This is a genomic window from Rarobacter incanus (assembly GCF_006715765.1).
Classification (GTDB): Bacteria; Actinomycetota; Actinomycetes; order Actinomycetales; family Cellulomonadaceae; genus Rarobacter; species Rarobacter incanus.
Genome location: NZ_VFNV01000001.1, coordinates 338,408 through 354,412, shown reverse-complemented (window position 1 = coordinate 354,412; position 16,005 = coordinate 338,408). Strand labels below are relative to the sequence as shown.

Genomic DNA, 16,005 nt, shown 5'->3' with positions numbered 1-16,005 from the left:
CTACAACTATAACCACCTATTGGTTGTAGATGCAAGTACTCGCCGCGTCACCCGGGCCAGCGATTCCATTTCCGACGCATTATGAGGGACGAGTTCCCTCACCACGCGCACAAAAATGCGGGGCCCCGGCGGACTGCCGGGGCCCCGCATCCGCTACTAGGTTCAGCGTGCCTTGAGCTTGATTGCCTTGAACTTCTTCACGGCAACCGTTTTCTTGGACTTCGGAACGAACTTCACTCGCACCTTGATCGTCTTGCTGTACTTCTTTGACAGCTTGATCGTGGTGATGCCGTTCTTCTTGGACTTCACCTTGACGGTCTTGACCTTCTTGCCGTTCACGTAGACCGTGAGCTTGCCCTTGGCCTTCTTGCCGTTCGAGAGCTTCGCGATCTTCACCTTGATGATCGGTCGGCTCCCCTTCTTGAAGGACTTGGTCTTCACCTTCGCCTTCTTTGCGGCGGCCTTCTTGACCGTAAGCGAATTCGCGGCGGGCTTCGATGCCACGGTCTGGCCACTCGTGGTCTTGACGACCGCTCGAATCTGCCCATAGACCCCCGGTGCCAGCTTCGCAGCGGCGGTGGCGGTCGCGACCGACTTGCCTCCCTTAGCAACCAGAGTGGCAGTTGCGAGCGTCTTGTTACCGCTCACGAATGCAACGGTTCCGGTCGCGGTGGTATTGATCGATGTCGTCAACGTGGCACGCTTGTTTGCCGCAGCGCCGTAGACCTGCGTCGTGCGGCTGAGCGTGGGCGCATCGACAACGATCGTGGTCTGGCCGCCCGGGTCAGTCCCCGGGTCAGTCCCCGGGTCAGTCCCCGGGTCAGTCCCCGGATCCGTACCAGGGTCCGTCCCCGGATCCGTACCAGGGTCAGTCCCCGGGTCAGTCCCCGGGTCAGTCCCCGGGTCAGTCCCCGGATCCGTACCAGGGTCAGTCCCCGGATCCGTACCAGGGTCAGTCTCCGCATTGAGCGCGACGAATGGGACGACCGGCCCACCGACCTGCGGCGCCAGGGCCTCGGCCTGCGTGGTGTCGGCGGAAACAAACGTCTTGATCACGTTGCCGTAGTTAGCCAGGGTCGCCTCAGTCGCGCTTGCCGAGCTGAAGCGCCACTCGTTCGTGCCACCCGCAACCAGCTGCCGGATGTTGTTCTCGGTTGGGTTTTCATCCGAGCTCATCATCATCACGGAAGCTGACGCCTTGGACCAATCCAGGTCCCCGAACGCGGAAGCCGGGAACGTGAGCACAATATCGTGCTGCTGGCGCACCTGAATCGTGGCGCTCGCCACCTTTGTTCCGTCGGCAGTGTAGAGCCCGGTCGCCTTGCCCCCATCGCTGCGCGGGTTGGCAACGGCCACGTACTGCCACGGACTTGCCGTGTTGACGTTGGTACCACTGATCGCGGCGGTCGTCCCGGTGGACGTCGCATTGCCGTCACGTATGTAGGCATGCACAAGCTGCAAGCTCATTCCCTGCTGGTACCAGGGGTTCGTCACCGTACCCGAGACTCGTGTCACCAGGTTGATGTTGTCACCCTCGCGGTACACCTCGAAGTCCGTCATGTCGAAAGACTTGTCTGCGAACACCGAATTGGTGGGGTACTTGTAGTCGCCCGAACCGTTGTCGTTCCCGGAATCAGCGTGCAGGGAACCGACCTTGGTGCCGTAGTCGCTGCCTTCACGCGTGTCAATGGTCAACGAGTCGCCGCTGGCCACCGTCTTCCCGTCGGCAAGCTTGAGGTCGGACCCGGCCGTGACAGTTACGACGGATTTTTCTTTGCCGATCGTCAGGTCGAACGTGCTGCCCTGGTACTTCAGGCCGGTCAGCTTGATCTCATCCAGCGCGCTGGGAAGTATCGGGCTAAGTGTCAGCCCGTCGGTGCCCCAGCGAAGCCCGCTGTACCCGTACAGGAACTCTTGCAAGAATCCGCCGGCTCCGGTGATGAACGTGAAGGCGTGACCGCCACCGCGTTCTTCGGTGAACTGCTTGAAGTCTCCTCGCAGGAACCCACCAGCGCTGCGACCCGTGTACCAGTACGCCTCGTCCGCGCGCCCCAGTTCCGCAGCAACAATCGAGTGGATTGCATCCGTCATCGACGGGCTCGCGTTTTCATCGACCTTGGTCGAGTAGTAGTCCAGGTTCGCTGCGGTCACCGCGTCGCTCTGCCCGTTTTGCCACGGGTAGCTGAGCATGACCACGTCGGCCTGCTTAATCGTGCTGCCGTTGTACCCGCTGTATTCCTGCGTGATGCCGAGCGTGTCATCGGTGGGGATGTAGAACTTGCCGGCCCGTTCGGTCCAGCCAGACTTGACCGTCTCACCCAGGACCTCGGCCGCCTCAATGGCGATCTCCAGGTTCTTGGACGCCGCCGTGTTCGTGTAGGCGCTGTCGTCGCGGCCGTTGTTTCCGTTGGACGCCCACTCATCCGGCGGGGTCACGTCGTAAATGTGGTAGAGGTCCGCGGAATCGTCCTTGGTGGACCGCGAAACCCAGAAGTCCGCGGTGCCGCTGATGACGGGCCATCCGGTCGATTCCAGCCATTCCTTATCACCGGTCGCCATGTAGTACTGCCAATAGGCGAGCGCGATGTCAGCGGTCACGTGGATCTCGTGGCCACCGAAGAAGTATGACTCGGTGCTTTCGGTGCCGTTGTAGGCGGACTCCCACGGGAACCGCAGGCCTTCGTACGACGTGCGCACGAAGTTGTTGTCCGCCGGCAGGTCGTCACTGCCGCGGGCGTCCTTGCTGCGCTCCAGCGTGTTTGCTGCATTCCAGGCCGCCTGCGCGATGCGCTTCGACCGATAGTCCAGCACGCCCTTTGCAGCCTCGGGGTTCTGCGCCACGATCGACGGCCACATCCACGTTTCGGTGTCCCAGAACGCGTGACCACCATAATTATTGGACGAGAGCCCCGTCGGCGAAGGCGACCACGACCGTGTGCCGACGCTAGCCATGAGGTAGAAGCGCGACGCGCGCACCTGGTCCTGGAGATCGTCGTCTCCCTTGATCTGGATGTCTCCCTCCCAGATGGTGGCCCACGCGGCGTCGTTCGCGGCGGTCACGTTGGACGCGCCCGATTCCGCTGCGGCGGCTGCAATGGAAGAGGCGGCCTCGTACGAATTGTCTTGATCGTCCGAGCTTGTCAATCCGACGTACTTCGTGAATGTGTACGTGGTACCCGCGGTCACATCGGCGGTGAGCTTTTGTCCCACTGAATTGGCCGAGAGCCCGGTTGCCTGGCTGAGCGTGCCCTCACCCTCCAATACCGATGCGTACGTTGCCGAAACATCCGTGTGCCGCAGCGCTGTGGTCAGGCCGATGGTGTTGGTGGAGGCATCGCTGTGCGGAGTGAAGGAATCAACGTTTTCGGTTGATCGTGCGTCGAGGACATCGGTGACATCCACGGTGCCGCTCCACTGCGGAGTGAACTTTAGCGTCACAAGCCCGCGCTGATCGTTGGACCGATCCGTAAGCACGGTGTATTCGACGTCGCTGACGTTGCCCGACGGCGCCGTCCAGGTGGCCGCCGTCGAAATGGCGCCTGTCTTCATGTTGAGCGTCTGCTTGTAATTAGAGATGCCACGAATCTCCGGCGTGATCTGCGCGCTGGAGGTTGCAGGCACATCCGCGCCCTGAGCGACGACCGCGATCTGATCAACGTTCACGCCGCAATAGTCGGCGTCCGTGCATTCCAGAACCAGGGGTGAATCCGCGTCGGTGACCTCAACGGTTTGGCGTGCCTCGCCCCATTGATCCCAACCGTTGCCCTCGTCGAAGGAAACGGTGGGAAGGTCGATCACGGACTGCGCTCCACCTATGCTCAAGGTGAGACGCCGGTCGGCGCCATCAGGTGCCTGCGCATGGAATCCGGCGGCGTAACGGACGACGACGTCGTACTGCGTGCCGGCTTCCAAACCGGCGACGTCGATCGTCATCTTGTTCCCGACGGTGCCCCATCCTTGCGTGAATCCGGTGCCGTTGTAGCCGGTGTGATCGGTCGCAACCGACGGGCCGGAAAGTGTACCGTCTTCTGCCTGGCACGGGTTACCGACCTCGCACGGTCCAGTGAAGCTGCTGGCGGGGGCGAAGGCGTCGTCGAAGCTCCCCGAACCGTCCGAGATGTCTAGGCCCGTCCAACCAGGCCCCGAAACTCGCCATTCTTTGCTGACGTCATCGTCTGAGTCATCCGCCACATCGGTCACATTCTTGCCGGTGTAGAAGCCGTTGATCTCGAAAGACGTTGTAACGGGCGAGGAATTCCCCAGTCCCGCGTTCGTGCTGTATCCCTGCCCCTGTGCCGGGACGCGGGCTGCGAAATAGCCGTTGCCCGTGAATGTCGGGAAGTAGCTCTCGCTAAACGGGTTGGTCGAAACTAGCGACCACCCGTCGGCATCGGAGCTGGCTTCGGCTGTGGCCTGTGCTGCGGGAGCAGCGGTGAGGCCGGCCGAAGCCAGCATCGTGAAGCCTGCCAGGGCGCCCACAAACGCCCTTCTTCTGCGGTGGAACGGACCAGGTGATGACATCGTGGCTCCTCTTCTGGGTAAGCAGCATCGCTTATCCCTCTGGTGTGCAGTCGGTCACGGTATGTCCAAAATGTTCCCAACCCTGCGTCGGATTAGTCCAAATTCGGTGTAACTACTGCACGAAGTGACAACGACATCATGCCACATTGGCCCTCAAGATTGAAACGGCCTCACATTGCATTCCCTTTCAGACCGTCACCGTCGGTTATTAGGCGCGGCCAGTAAAGGTCAGGTACAGCAGCGCGACGTTGAGCGCGATGATCGCGATGACCACGACGATCGTCGTTGCCCGCATGATGCGACCGTTCACGAACGACCCCATCAGAGCGCGCCGACTTGTCAACCAAGCGAGCGGGATCAGCGCGAATGGGATGCCGACGGACAAGAACACCTGCGATAGGACCAAGGCCCACGTTGGATTCGCCCCGACCGCCAAGATGACCAGCGCCGGAACGATGGTTACGGAACGCCTCACGAGCAGGGGGATGCGGACGTGCAGTAGCCCGTCCATGATCGAGGCCCCCGCGTAGCATCCCACCGAGGTCGAGGCCAGGCCCGAGGCAAGCAGCCCAATTCCAAATATCACGCCGATCACGGGCCCCAGAGCATTCGTGATCGCCGCGTGCGCGCCCTCGATGGTGTCGGTGCCGCTGACCCCCGGCAGTGATGCCGCCGCGAGCAGGAGCATGGCGATGTTCACCGAGCCCGCGATCACCAAAGCGAAGATGACGTCGATCTTGGTGGCATGCAGGAGCCGACCGATCCGCTGGGGGCTATTGCTGGCACCGTGCCGATCGCGGGCCAACGATGAATGCAGGTAAATCGCGTGGGGCATGACGGTTGCACCGAGCATGCTTGCAGCCAAAAGTACCGTGTCGGCACCCTGGAACCGTGGCACCAGGCCCTCCGCGGCCTGTCCCCAATCAACGGGACTGACAACCAACCCGGCCATGAAGCCGATTGTGATGATAAACAGCAGCGCCATGATGACGAATTCGAAGGGGCGCTGGCCTCGTCGCGATTGCACCGCAAGGATCGCAAGCGAAACGACCCCTACGATTGCCCCGCCCAGCACCAATGGAACGTTGAACAGGATATGCAGAGCTATCGCGCCGCCGATCACCTCCGCTAGGTCGGTGGCCGCAGCGACCAGTTCCGCCTGCACCCAATAGGCTAGGCGCCCCGCGCGAGGCATCCTCTCCCCCAGGATTTCCGGCAACGATTTGCCGGTCACGATTCCCAGTTTGGCCGATAGATACTGGATGACCACGGCCATGACATTGGCGACAACCAGCACCCACACGAGCAAGTACTTGTAGCCGGCACCCGCCGAAAGGTTGGCCGCGACGTTCCCGGGATCCACGTACGCGATCGCGGCGACGAAAGCCGGTCCGAGCAGCCACATGAGCTTGCGCTCTAGTCGCCCGTGCGGCGATGCCACTTCTTGCGTCTCAACTTCTTCTACAGTGCGCACGTTTCCCCTCGTCTAGCCCGTCGGCTGCGCCAATCGATCGCAGTATTCGGAAATGCTAACACGCCGTGTTCGGTGCGCCGAAGTGTATGATTCTGGTGCACCTCACGCCGGGTGCGGTGGCGTCCCACACCGTCGCGTGGACACGGCGGATGCCAGTACCGAATACGGGAGGCGCAATGCCTGTAAATTTGGAGTGCGCGCAGGCCGGGCCCCCGGCACTGCGGTCTCTGGGGCGGTTTGCGGATGCGCGTTCACGCGCCGGATTCGCCGGGCGGTCCCATGAGCCCGCGCCACCGTCCTGCCCCCGCGGGCATCCTGTTCGCGACGGCCCGTGTTCGGGTCCACGATTGGAGGAGGACTTCAGTGATCGATGTCTGGATAGTAGCCGCCGCGCTCAGCGCGCTCACGGCATACTCAGCTTGGCGCGATCCACGAAAGGTGCGAATCGGCGTCTACCTCTTATCGACGATCGTCGTGATCGCCTTCGGCATTGTTACCGAGGTGCTGGTTGCGCTCGGCAAGGCCGTTGCCGGCCCCGGGTCGTCCACCGATCAGCAGATCGCCGCCACAAATGCGCAGGCCTGGGTGCTATTCGGCGTGATTGCGGTCGGCCTGCTCTCCATGACCGTCATCGCCGTATTTCTTATCCTCACCGGAGTTCTTGTGGTGCGCCGGGAGGGCCGGTCGCTTTCGCACGCTCTGGCCCTCATCACCGGAGGCGGCATTCTTGCCTTCTTGGGCGCCATGGTGTGGAGCATCCTCACCAATCGGGAGCCCATATTCTTGACCCTCGTGGCGCTCACTCTGCCCGCGGGATACATAGGTTTTGGGCTCATCGCATACCTATTGTGGTCGCGCCTCTACGTAGCCTATGCGGGGCGGGTCCGCCGCAAACCGATCGTGGCCGTGATCGTCTTGGGTTCGGGTCTGATCCGGGGGCTGACAGTGACGCCCCTGCTCGCGGCGCGGGTGGAACGCGGCATTAAAGAGCGGCAACGATGGATCCGGCGGGGATCGCGCCCGGTGCTCATCGTCTCCGGTGGACAGGGCCCCCGCGAAAGAGTGAGCGAGGCCGCCGCGATGGCGGATTACGCCTTCGGGCAGGGTTTAGTCGGATCCGACATTCGGCTCGAACGCCGTTCTCGCACCACCATGGAAAACCTAGAGTTTTCGCGCGAACTATTGCGCGCGAGCGGCCCGGACTCCCCCGTCGCGATCGCCACTTCGAGTTTTCATGCGTTCCGGGCCGCGATATTCATGCGCAAGATGAAATGGCGAGGATACGCCGTGGGTTCGCCCACCGCGGGCTACTACTGGCCCACGGCCTTTCTACGCGAGTACATCGCCGTCCTGCGCGAGCACCTGACACTAAACGTCATCGCCGTAGCAATCCTGCTGCTTCCGTTTGCGGCCGGCCTGGTGGCCTCTTACCTGTAAGCCAGCGGGCGTATCGAGACCACCGCCGCTCAAGCCTCCGCACTGGAACCAAAACCCCGCTGGTCGAGTTGCCCGCGCAGCGGGCGTATCGAGACCACCCCCGCGGCGCACTCGATCAGCAAAGTCCCCGGCCCGCTGGTCGAGTGCGCGCGAAGCGCGCGTATCGAGACCACACTCGAACCAAAACCCCGCACTCGACGAGTTCGCGCACTCCCGCGCGCGCCGACCGCGCCCCTTCCAGTCAAAACCCCTGCACAAACCACCGCACTCGAACCAAAACCCCGCACTCGACGACCCCGGACACCCCCGCACGCGCCGACCGCGCCCCTTCCAGTCAAAACCCCCGCACAAAACCCCACACTCGAACCAAAACACCGCACTCGACGACCCCGGACACCCCCACACGCGCCGACCGCGCCCCTTCCAGTCAAAACCCCCGCACAAACCACCGCACTCGGCGGGCGAAGGCGAGACACGGCGCACCCGGCGGACGAAAAGGCGAGACACGGCGCACCCGGCGGGCGAAGGCGAGACACGGCGCACCCGGCGGACGAAAAGGCGAGACACGGCGCACCCGGCGGGCGAAGGCGAGACACGACGCCCGCGATCTACGGGATTGCGCGCAAAAAAGAAAGTGGCCCGAACTCACGGAACTGTGAGTTCGGGCCGACCTGATGTCATTCGACATCGATTGGTGCCCCGGGTGGGATTCGAACCCACACTGGATCGGGTTTGAGCCGAACGCCTCTGCCAGTTGGGCTACCGGGGCATTTACCGTCAGCGACTTTACACCATCGGTGGATGTGAACGCCAAACGACCTGCGGCGAGCACTACGCGCGTCGGGGTGGGCGCCGAACGGGTGGCGGATAATCGTGTCCGCCACCCGTTCGGCTATGTGCAACTGCGGTGTTCGCCCCCGAGCGGGAGGCGAAACTACTTGACTAGGTCCTAGCGGCCCTCGCCGATGCGGTGAACCAGGATCGAGTTGGTGGTACCGGGAACACCCACCGGTGCACCCGAAACGACGACCACCAGGTCCCCGTCCTCGGCAAGGCCGAGTTCGCGAACCGTGCTGTCGACCTGGGTAACCATCTGGTCGGTGTTGTCGACGGTCTCTACCTTGACAGCGTTGGTGCCCCAGGACAGCGCCAGCTGGCTACGGACGTCCTCGCTGGGCGTCAGCGCCAGCAGCGGCACCTGGTTACGCAGACGCGACACGCGACGAGCGGAATCGCCCGACTGCGTGAAAGTCACCACGTACTTGCAGTGCAGTTCCGCTGCGACCTCGACGGCTGCGTGCGTGATGACGCCGCCACGGGTGTGCGGGTCCGACCCGAGCGGGGCGATCCGCTCCGCACCAAGCGTCTCGGTGGCCTCGATGATCCGTGCCATCGTGCGCACGGTCTCGATCGGGAAGTCACCGACGCTGGTCTCGCCGGAAAGCATGACCGCGTCCGCACCGTCGAGAACGGCGTTGGCGCAGTCGGATGCCTCGGCGCGTGTGGGACGAGGCGAAGAAATCATGGATTCCAGCACCTGGGTCGCGACGATTACGGGCTTCGCGTTGCGACGAGCCAACTCGACGGCGTGCTTTTGCACCAACGGAACCTGCTCGAGCGGAAGCTCGACGCCCAAGTCACCGCGGGCAACCATGATGCCATCGAATGCCTTGACGATCTCTTCGAGGTTCTCAACCGCCTGCGGCTTCTCAACCTTGGCGATGACGGGGACCTTGCGGCCCTCTTCTTCCATGATGCGGGCGACGTCGTCGTAGTCCTTGGCGGAACGAACAAACGAGAGGGCAATGAAATCGGTGCCCAGGCGCAACGCCCAGCGCAGGTCGGTTTCGTCCTTGTCCGACAGCGCAGGTACGGAGACAGCAACGCCAGGAAGGTTGATGCCCTTGTTGTTCGACACGGGTCCTGGAACTTCGACGCGCGTCACGACGCGGGGGCCCTCGACCGCGACAACGCGGACCGTGACCTTACCGTCATCGATCAGCAGCGGGTCGCCGACGCGTGCGTCGTGCGGCAGACCCTTGTGCGTGGTCGAAACCAGTTCCTTGGTACCTTCGACGTCTTCCGTCGTGATCGTGAAGGTATCGCCCTCGTTGAGGTAGTACTTCTCGTCGTTCTTGAACTTTCCGAGGCGAATCTTGGGGCCCTGCAGGTCCACCAGGATTGCCACATTGCGGCCAGCGGCAGCCGCCGCGGCGCGAACGCCGTGGAAGACCGCCTCGTGCTCTTCGGGAGCTCCGTGGCTGCGGTTGATTCGTGCCACATCCATGCCGGCGTCGACGAGTTCACGCAGACGCTCAGGGGATGCAGTTACCGGTCCGATTGTGCAAACAATTTTCGCTTTTCGCATGTACTCCACCCTAGTCGGGAATCCGACCGAAGATCGGGACTTCGGTCTAGTAGTTGGCTGTCAATTAGGCATAGCGGCAACCGCACGTGCGCACGCCACTATCAAGAGGTTGATCGGTAGTGTGTAAATCGCTCTCCCAGGATGTGTTTAGGCGCGCAATGCCACTGAGCTTGCGGAAACGGGTGCAGGCAATTCAGTGCGGCCCCGCAGGTATACGTCGACCGATGCGGCGGCGGCACGGCCCTCTGCGATTGCCCAGACGATCAAGGATTGCCCGCGTCCGGCGTCGCCTGCAACAAAGACCCCGGGTACCTGAGTCGCAAACCCATCGTTGCGGGCAAAAGACTTGCGAGTGGTTACGGGTAGGTCAAGGCTGCCTTCCATGGTGCTGGTCTCGGGTCCCGTGAAGCCCATCGCGATCAGGACAAGATCTGCTGGCAGATCCTCTTCGGTTCCGGGCGTGGGAACGCGCCGACCATCGTCCAGATACTGCGTCTTTGAGACACGCAGGTGCCGAACGTGCCCGTTCTCGTCACCGACATAGGCCACAGTCGAGGCCAGGAATTTGCGTTCCCCGCCCTCCTCATGGGAGGTCGACACCTCGTAAAGGCGCGGCGTGGTGGGCCACGGCTCGGAATCGGGGCGAACGTGGGGCAACTCCCGGCCGATCGCCAGGTTCGTTACCGACGCCGCCCCCTGACGCAACGCGGTTCCTATGCAGTCCGATCCAGTGTCGCCACCACCGATGACGATGACATGCTTTCCGGCGGCATTGATCGGATCGGTGACCACGCGGCCCGAGGTCTCGCGGTTCGAACGCACCAGGTATTCCATCGCATAGTGGACCCCGGCCAGTTCCCGACCGGGCAAAGCCAGCTCCCGCGGCACCGTCGCACCCGTCGCAATCACGACCGCGTCGTACCGATCACGCAGATCGTTCCAGGAGATGTCGCGCCCCACCTCGACTCCGGTGCGAAATACGGTCCCTTCGGCACGCATCTGTTCGATCCGCCGGTCGATCAGCTCCTTTTCGAGCTTGAAGTCGGGAATTCCATAGCGCAGCAGACCGCCGATCGCGTCGTCGCGCTCATACACCGCGACCGTGTGCCCGATTCGCGACAGCTGCTGCGCGGCAGCAAGACCCGCGGGCCCAGAACCGATGATCGCTACAGTTTTGCCGGTAAACCGCTGCGGAACCTGCGGCGTGACCAAACCGCGCCGGTAGGCCTCGTCGATAATCTCCGCTTCGAAGTTCTTGATCGTCACTGGTGGCTGGTTGATGCCCAGCACGCAGGCGTCCTCACACGGGGCGGGGCAAACCCGCCCGGTGAACTCGGGGAAATTATTTGTCGCGTGCAGGCGATCGATGGCGTCGGCCCACTGCCCCTCGCGCACCAGATCGTTCCACTCCGGAATGATGTTGCCAAGCGGGCAACCCTGGTGGCAAAACGGGATGCCACAGTCCATGCACCGGCTCGCCTGCTCCTTGAGGAACGGCGAAGCCTGATCGCGGTGCTCGTGCACATCGCGGAAATCCCGCAGCCGCACAGCCACCGGACGGTTGGCTGGCAGTTCACGTTCGCGGTACTTCAGGAATCCACGTGGGTCAGCCATGTGCAACCTCCAAAATCTTCTCCCACTGGCCGGGAGCGGTCAGGTCGATGCCGTCGGATTCGGCTTGCGCCAAAACCGTGCGCATGCGGTTGTATTCCGCTGGAATGAGCGCGGTGAAGCGGGCACGAGTCTTCGCAAAGTCCGCCAAGAGCTCGCGCGCCACGGGTGAATCGGTCTCTTCCAAGTGCTGTTCAATCAGATTTTGGACGAGTTCCGCCTCCTCCTGCGTCAGCGGCCGCCGCAGCAGTTCCCCGTCCCGTGCCTGGACGTTGAGCCGTTCCTCATCGAGGTCAAGGACGTATGCGGTACCCCCGGACATGCCAGCGCCGAAGTTTCGTCCGGTGCGTCCCAGAACCACCACGGTCCCCCCGGTCATGTACTCGCACCCGTGATCGCCAACCCCCTCGACGACGAGGGTCGCGCCCGAGTTTCGCACCGCGAATCGCTCGCCGGTAAGCCCCCGCAAGAAAATCTGCCCGGAGGTTGCGCCGTAGCCGATGACGTTGCCTGCTATCACGTTGCTGGCACCCGACAGTACGGAATCTGCGGATTGCCGCACGATGATGCGTCCGCCGGAAAGGCCCTTGCCGACGTAGTCGTTGGCGTCGCCGAGGAGGCGCAGGGTCACGCCCTGCGGAAGGAACGCACCGAAGGATTGCCCGCCGGATCCGGTCAACGTCACATCGATCGTGTTGTCGGGCAGCGGGTCGGCCCAGAACCGCTTCGTCACCTCGTGCCCGAGCATGGTGCCGACCGTGCGGTTGACGTTGCGGACGGTGTGGCTGATAGTCACGGGCGTTCGGGTTTCGAGCGCATCCGCCGCCAACGCGATCAGGTCATTGTCGAGTGCGCGGTCCAGGCCGTGGTCCTGGCCCTTGACGCGGCGCGGTGCGGAGCCCGGCGGCAGCGACGGTTGGGCGAGGATCGGCTCGAGGTTGAGGCCCGTCGTCTTCCAGTGACCGACGGCGGCCCCGACATCCAGCGCGTCGACGCGGCCCACGGCCTCGTCGATCGACCTGAATCCGAGCGCGGCCAGGTGCTCGCGGACCTCCTGCGCAATGAATTCGAAGAAGTTGATCACGAATTCGGGCTTGCCGGTGAAGCGGGCGCGCAGTTCGGGGTTCTGGGTGGCGACACCGACGGGGCAGGTGTCCAGGTGGCACACGCGCATCATGATGCACCCGGAAACCACCATTGCCGTGGTTGCGAACCCGAATTCCTCAGCGCCCAAAAGGGCGGCGATAACGACATCGCGGCCGGTCTTGAGCTGGCCGTCGACCTGCACCGTGATGCGGTCACGCAGGTTGTTCAGCACGAGGGTCTGCTGGGTTTCGGCCAAACCGATTTCCCACGGTGTTCCCGCGTGCTTGAGGGAAGTGAGCGGGCTTGCTCCGGTGCCTCCGTCGTGACCCGAAATCAACACGACATCCGCGTGGGCCTTCGAGACGCCGGCGGCGACCGTGCCCACGCCGAACTCACTGACCAGCTTCACGTGGACCCGCGCCTGCGGGTTCGCGTTCTTGGCGTCGTGAATCAACTGCGCAAGGTCTTCGATTGAGTAAATGTCGTGGTGCGGAGGCGGGGAAATCAGGCCGACTCCCGGGGTCGAGTGCCTGGTCTTTGCCACCCATGGGTACACCTTTTGTCCGGGCAGTTGCCCGCCTTCGCCGGGCTTGGCACCCTGGGCTAGCTTGATCTGGATGTCGTCGGCAAAGGTCAGGTATTCCGATGTCACTCCGAATCGGCCCGACGCGATCTGCTTGACCCGCGAACGACGCTTGGGGTCGTGCAGGCGCTCCGGATCCTCACCGCCTTCACCCGTGTTTGACCGCCCACCCAATGCGTTCATCGCGATGGCCAGTGTCTCGTGAGTTTCGCGGGAAATCGAGCCGTACGACATGGCGCCGGTGTTGAAGCGCTTGACAATCTCGCTGACGGGTTCGACCTCATCCAGCGGAATCGGTTCGCCGACCGGCCGCATTTCGAGCAGACCGCGCAGCGTCATAAGGCGCTTGGCCTGATCGTCAATCTTCTTCGTGTACTGGCGAAAGACGTCGTAACGGCCCGTCCGCGTCGCGTGCTGCAGGCGGAATACAGTCTCGGGGTCGAACAGGTGAGGTTCGCCCTCGCGGCGCCACTTGTATTCGCCGCCGATTTCGAGCGCGCGGTGGGGCGCAAGGTTCCCGGATCGGGGGTAGGCCTTGTCGTGGCGGGCCTTGACCTCGTCCGCGATCACGTCGATGCCAATCCCGCCAAGGCGCGATGTCGTTCCCGTGAAGTACTCGTCGATTACCTCTTGGGACAGGCCCACTGCCTCGAACACCTGTGCGCCGCGGTAGGAGGCGATGGTCGATATGCCCATCTTGCTCATGACCTTCAAAACGCCCTTGCCGAGCGCCTTGATCAGGTTCTTGACCGCCTTCTCCGGGTCCACGCTGAGGTAGCCACGGGTTGCCAGGTCCTCGACCGTTTCCATGGCCAGGTAGGGGTTGACCGCGGCCGCGCCGTAGGAAATGAGCAACGCAATATGGTGAACTTCACGCACGTCGCCGGCCTCGACCACCAGGGACACCTGAGTGCGAGTGTGTCGGCGCAGCAGGTGTTGGTGGACGGCGCTGAGCAACAGCAGGGAGGGAATCGGCGCATACTGGCTGTCGCCATCGCGGTCGGAAAGCACCAGGAAGCTGGTTCCGGCGGCAACCTGCGCATCTGCTTCGGCGAAAATCTCTTGCAGCCGCTCGCGCAGCGCCGCACCGCCACCGTCCACTCGGTAGAGCCCGCGCAGGGTGTGCGCCCGGAAGTTGGATTTGCGGCCCAACTCGGAGCGATCGACGTGCACGATCTTGGAAAGCTGGTCGTTGTCAAGCACCGGGAACGGTAGCACCAGTTTGCGCGCGTGCTCGGGCGAATCCGATAGCAGGTTGGGTTCGGGGCCAATGGCGCCACCGATCGATGTCACTAGTTCTTCGCGAATCGCGTCGAGCGGCGGGTTGGTGACCTGCGCGAACATCTGCGTGAAGTAGTCGAAGAGCAACCGCGGTCGTTCCGAGAGCACGGCTATCGGGGTATCTGTTCCCATCGCGCCGAGCGGTTCCGCGCCCGTGTTGGCGATCGGGGTCAAGATGACCTTCAATTCCTCTTCGGTGTAGCCGAAGGCGCGCTGGCGCCGAGCCACGGAAGCCGATGAGTGCGCGACGTGTTCGCGGTCGGGAAGGTCTTCGAGGTAGATTTCCCTGTCCTTGATCCATTCACCGTACGGCCTGGACCGCGCCAGCTGGCTCTTTATTTCGCTGTCTTCGATGATCCGGCCGGCGGCAGTATCGACGAGGAACATCTTGCCCGGCTCCAGGCGCCCCTTGCGCACGACCTTGGCCTGATCGATGTCAAGGACCCCGGATTCGCTGGCGAGCACCACGAGGCCGTCATCGGTCACCCAGTAACGTCCGGGGCGCAACCCGTTGCGATCCAGGACGGCGCCGATGAGCGTGCCGTCGGTGAAGTTCAGGCAGGCAGGACCGTCCCACGGCTCGATGAGGTTCGCGTGGAACTCGTAGAACGCGCGCAGGTCGGCGGGCATCTGCGTGTGGTTTTCCCACGCCTCCGGAATCATCATCATGACGGCGTGCGGCAGCTCGCGTCCCGCCAGGTGCAGCAGCTCCAGGACCTCGTCGAAGCTCGCCGAGTCGGAGGACCCGGGCGAGCACACCGGCAGGAGGTCTGCCATGTCACCCAGAATCTCGGATTCCATCATGCCCTGGCGGGCCGCAACCCAGTTGCGGTTGCCGCGCACCGTGTTGATCTCGCCGTTGTGCGCAATCATCCGGAATGGCTGCGCCAACGGCCAAGACGGGAACGTATTGGTGGAAAAGCGCGAGTGCACCAGTGCCAGTTCCGAGGCGTAACGATCGTCGCGCAAATCCGCAAAGAAAAGGGCAAGTTGACCGGTGGTCAACATGCCCTTGTAGGTGAGGGTGCGCGCAGATAGCGAGCCGAAAAAGACTCCCAGCTCGTTTTCTGCACGCTTGCGCAACCGGTAGGTCACCCTGTCAAGGGCCAAACCGCTCACAGCGCGGTCGGGGGCCGCCACGACAAGTTGGCGGAAGGTGGGCATGGACGCGCGGGCGGTCGGGCCCACAAGGTCGGGGTCAACGGGCACGTCGCGCCACGCCAGAACGTCGAGTCCGACCTGCGCCGCGATCTTCTCGATTCCGGTAGCCGCCTGGTCGGCCGCCGCCAGCTCGCCTGGCAGGAACGCGATGCCGATGGCGTAGTGCCCGACCGCGGGAAGTTCGGCGTCGATAACGTCGCGCAAGAACGCGTCGGGAATCTGCGTGAGGATGCCCGCACCGTCGCCGGAGTTTTCTTCAGCGCCAACGGCACCGCGGTGGTCCAGATTCTCGAGCGCGGTCAGCGCCGCATCGACGATGTCTCGTCCCGCGGTACCGCGCAACGTCGCGACGAAGGCGACACCGCAGGCATCATGCTCTGCCTCTGGATTGTACAAGCCCTGTGCCGGGTAACCACACTGGGCGTACGGACCGGATGAACTCACCGGCGTGCTCATTTGCACCGTCCTTACATTCACCTGCCA

6 protein-coding genes and 1 tRNA gene are annotated in these 16,005 nt (G+C 63.2%); 1 reads left to right on the top strand and 6 read right to left on the bottom strand.

What is annotated here, in order from left to right:
• Positions 1-162: 162 nt before the first annotated feature.
• Both FB389_RS01385 and FB389_RS01380 read right to left on the bottom strand, forming a co-directional pair.
• Positions 163-4,521: a glucodextranase DOMON-like domain-containing protein gene (locus tag FB389_RS01385; protein ID WP_142111030.1), complete on the bottom strand. Its 4,359-nt coding sequence runs from the start codon at positions 4,519-4,521 to the stop codon at positions 163-165.
• Positions 4,522-4,729: 208 nt separating this feature from the next.
• Positions 4,730-5,926, bottom strand: a complete 1,197-nt coding sequence (locus FB389_RS01380) for an Nramp family divalent metal transporter (RefSeq protein WP_246043634.1) — start codon at positions 5,924-5,926, stop codon at positions 4,730-4,732.
• A 432-nt stretch (positions 5,927-6,358) separates the two neighbouring features.
• Here FB389_RS01380 and FB389_RS01375 point away from each other — a divergent pair, with 432 nt between their 5' ends.
• Positions 6,359-7,432 carry a YdcF family protein gene (locus FB389_RS01375; RefSeq protein WP_170207820.1) on the top strand — a complete coding sequence of 358 codons (1,074 nt, stop codon included), beginning with the start codon at positions 6,359-6,361 and terminating at the stop codon, positions 7,430-7,432.
• A gap of 692 nt (positions 7,433-8,124) precedes the next feature.
• On the opposite strand, the gene FB389_RS01370 is transcribed toward FB389_RS01375, so the two are convergent.
• From FB389_RS01370 to gltB, 4 genes are all read right to left on the bottom strand, one after another.
• Positions 8,125-8,201 (bottom strand) — tRNA-Leu (locus tag FB389_RS01370).
• A 180-nt stretch (positions 8,202-8,381) separates the two neighbouring features.
• Positions 8,382-9,800 carry a pyruvate kinase gene (pyk, locus tag FB389_RS01365; RefSeq protein ID WP_142111027.1) on the bottom strand — a complete coding sequence of 473 codons (1,419 nt, stop codon included), beginning with the start codon at positions 9,798-9,800 and terminating at the stop codon, positions 8,382-8,384.
• Between the two features lie 147 nt (positions 9,801-9,947).
• Positions 9,948-11,414: a glutamate synthase subunit beta gene (locus FB389_RS01360; RefSeq protein ID WP_142111026.1), complete on the bottom strand. Its 1,467-nt coding sequence runs from the start codon at positions 11,412-11,414 to the stop codon at positions 9,948-9,950.
• Positions 11,407-15,978 (bottom strand): glutamate synthase large subunit, encoded by a 4,572-nt coding sequence (gene gltB / locus FB389_RS01355; RefSeq protein WP_142111025.1) that lies wholly within the window; start codon positions 15,976-15,978, stop codon positions 11,407-11,409. The genes FB389_RS01360 and gltB overlap by 8 nt, the downstream gene beginning before the upstream one ends.
• Between the last annotated feature and the right edge of the window lie 27 nt (positions 15,979-16,005).

Excerpts from the sequence above, each read along its gene's own strand:
- pyk (WP_142111027.1), bottom strand. The coding sequence starts at position 9,800 with ATGCGAAAAGCGAAAATTGTTTGCACAATCGGACCGGTAACTGCATCC.
- FB389_RS01380 (WP_246043634.1), bottom strand. The coding sequence starts at position 5,926 with ATGTGGCTGCTCGGACCGGCTTTCGTCGCCGCGATCGCGTACGTGGAT.
- FB389_RS01385 (WP_142111030.1), bottom strand. The coding sequence starts at position 4,521 with ATGTCATCACCTGGTCCGTTCCACCGCAGAAGAAGGGCGTTTGTGGGC.
- gltB (WP_142111025.1), bottom strand. The coding sequence starts at position 15,978 with ATGAGCACGCCGGTGAGTTCATCCGGTCCGTACGCCCAGTGTGGTTAC.
- FB389_RS01360 (WP_142111026.1), bottom strand. The coding sequence starts at position 11,414 with ATGGCTGACCCACGTGGATTCCTGAAGTACCGCGAACGTGAACTGCCA.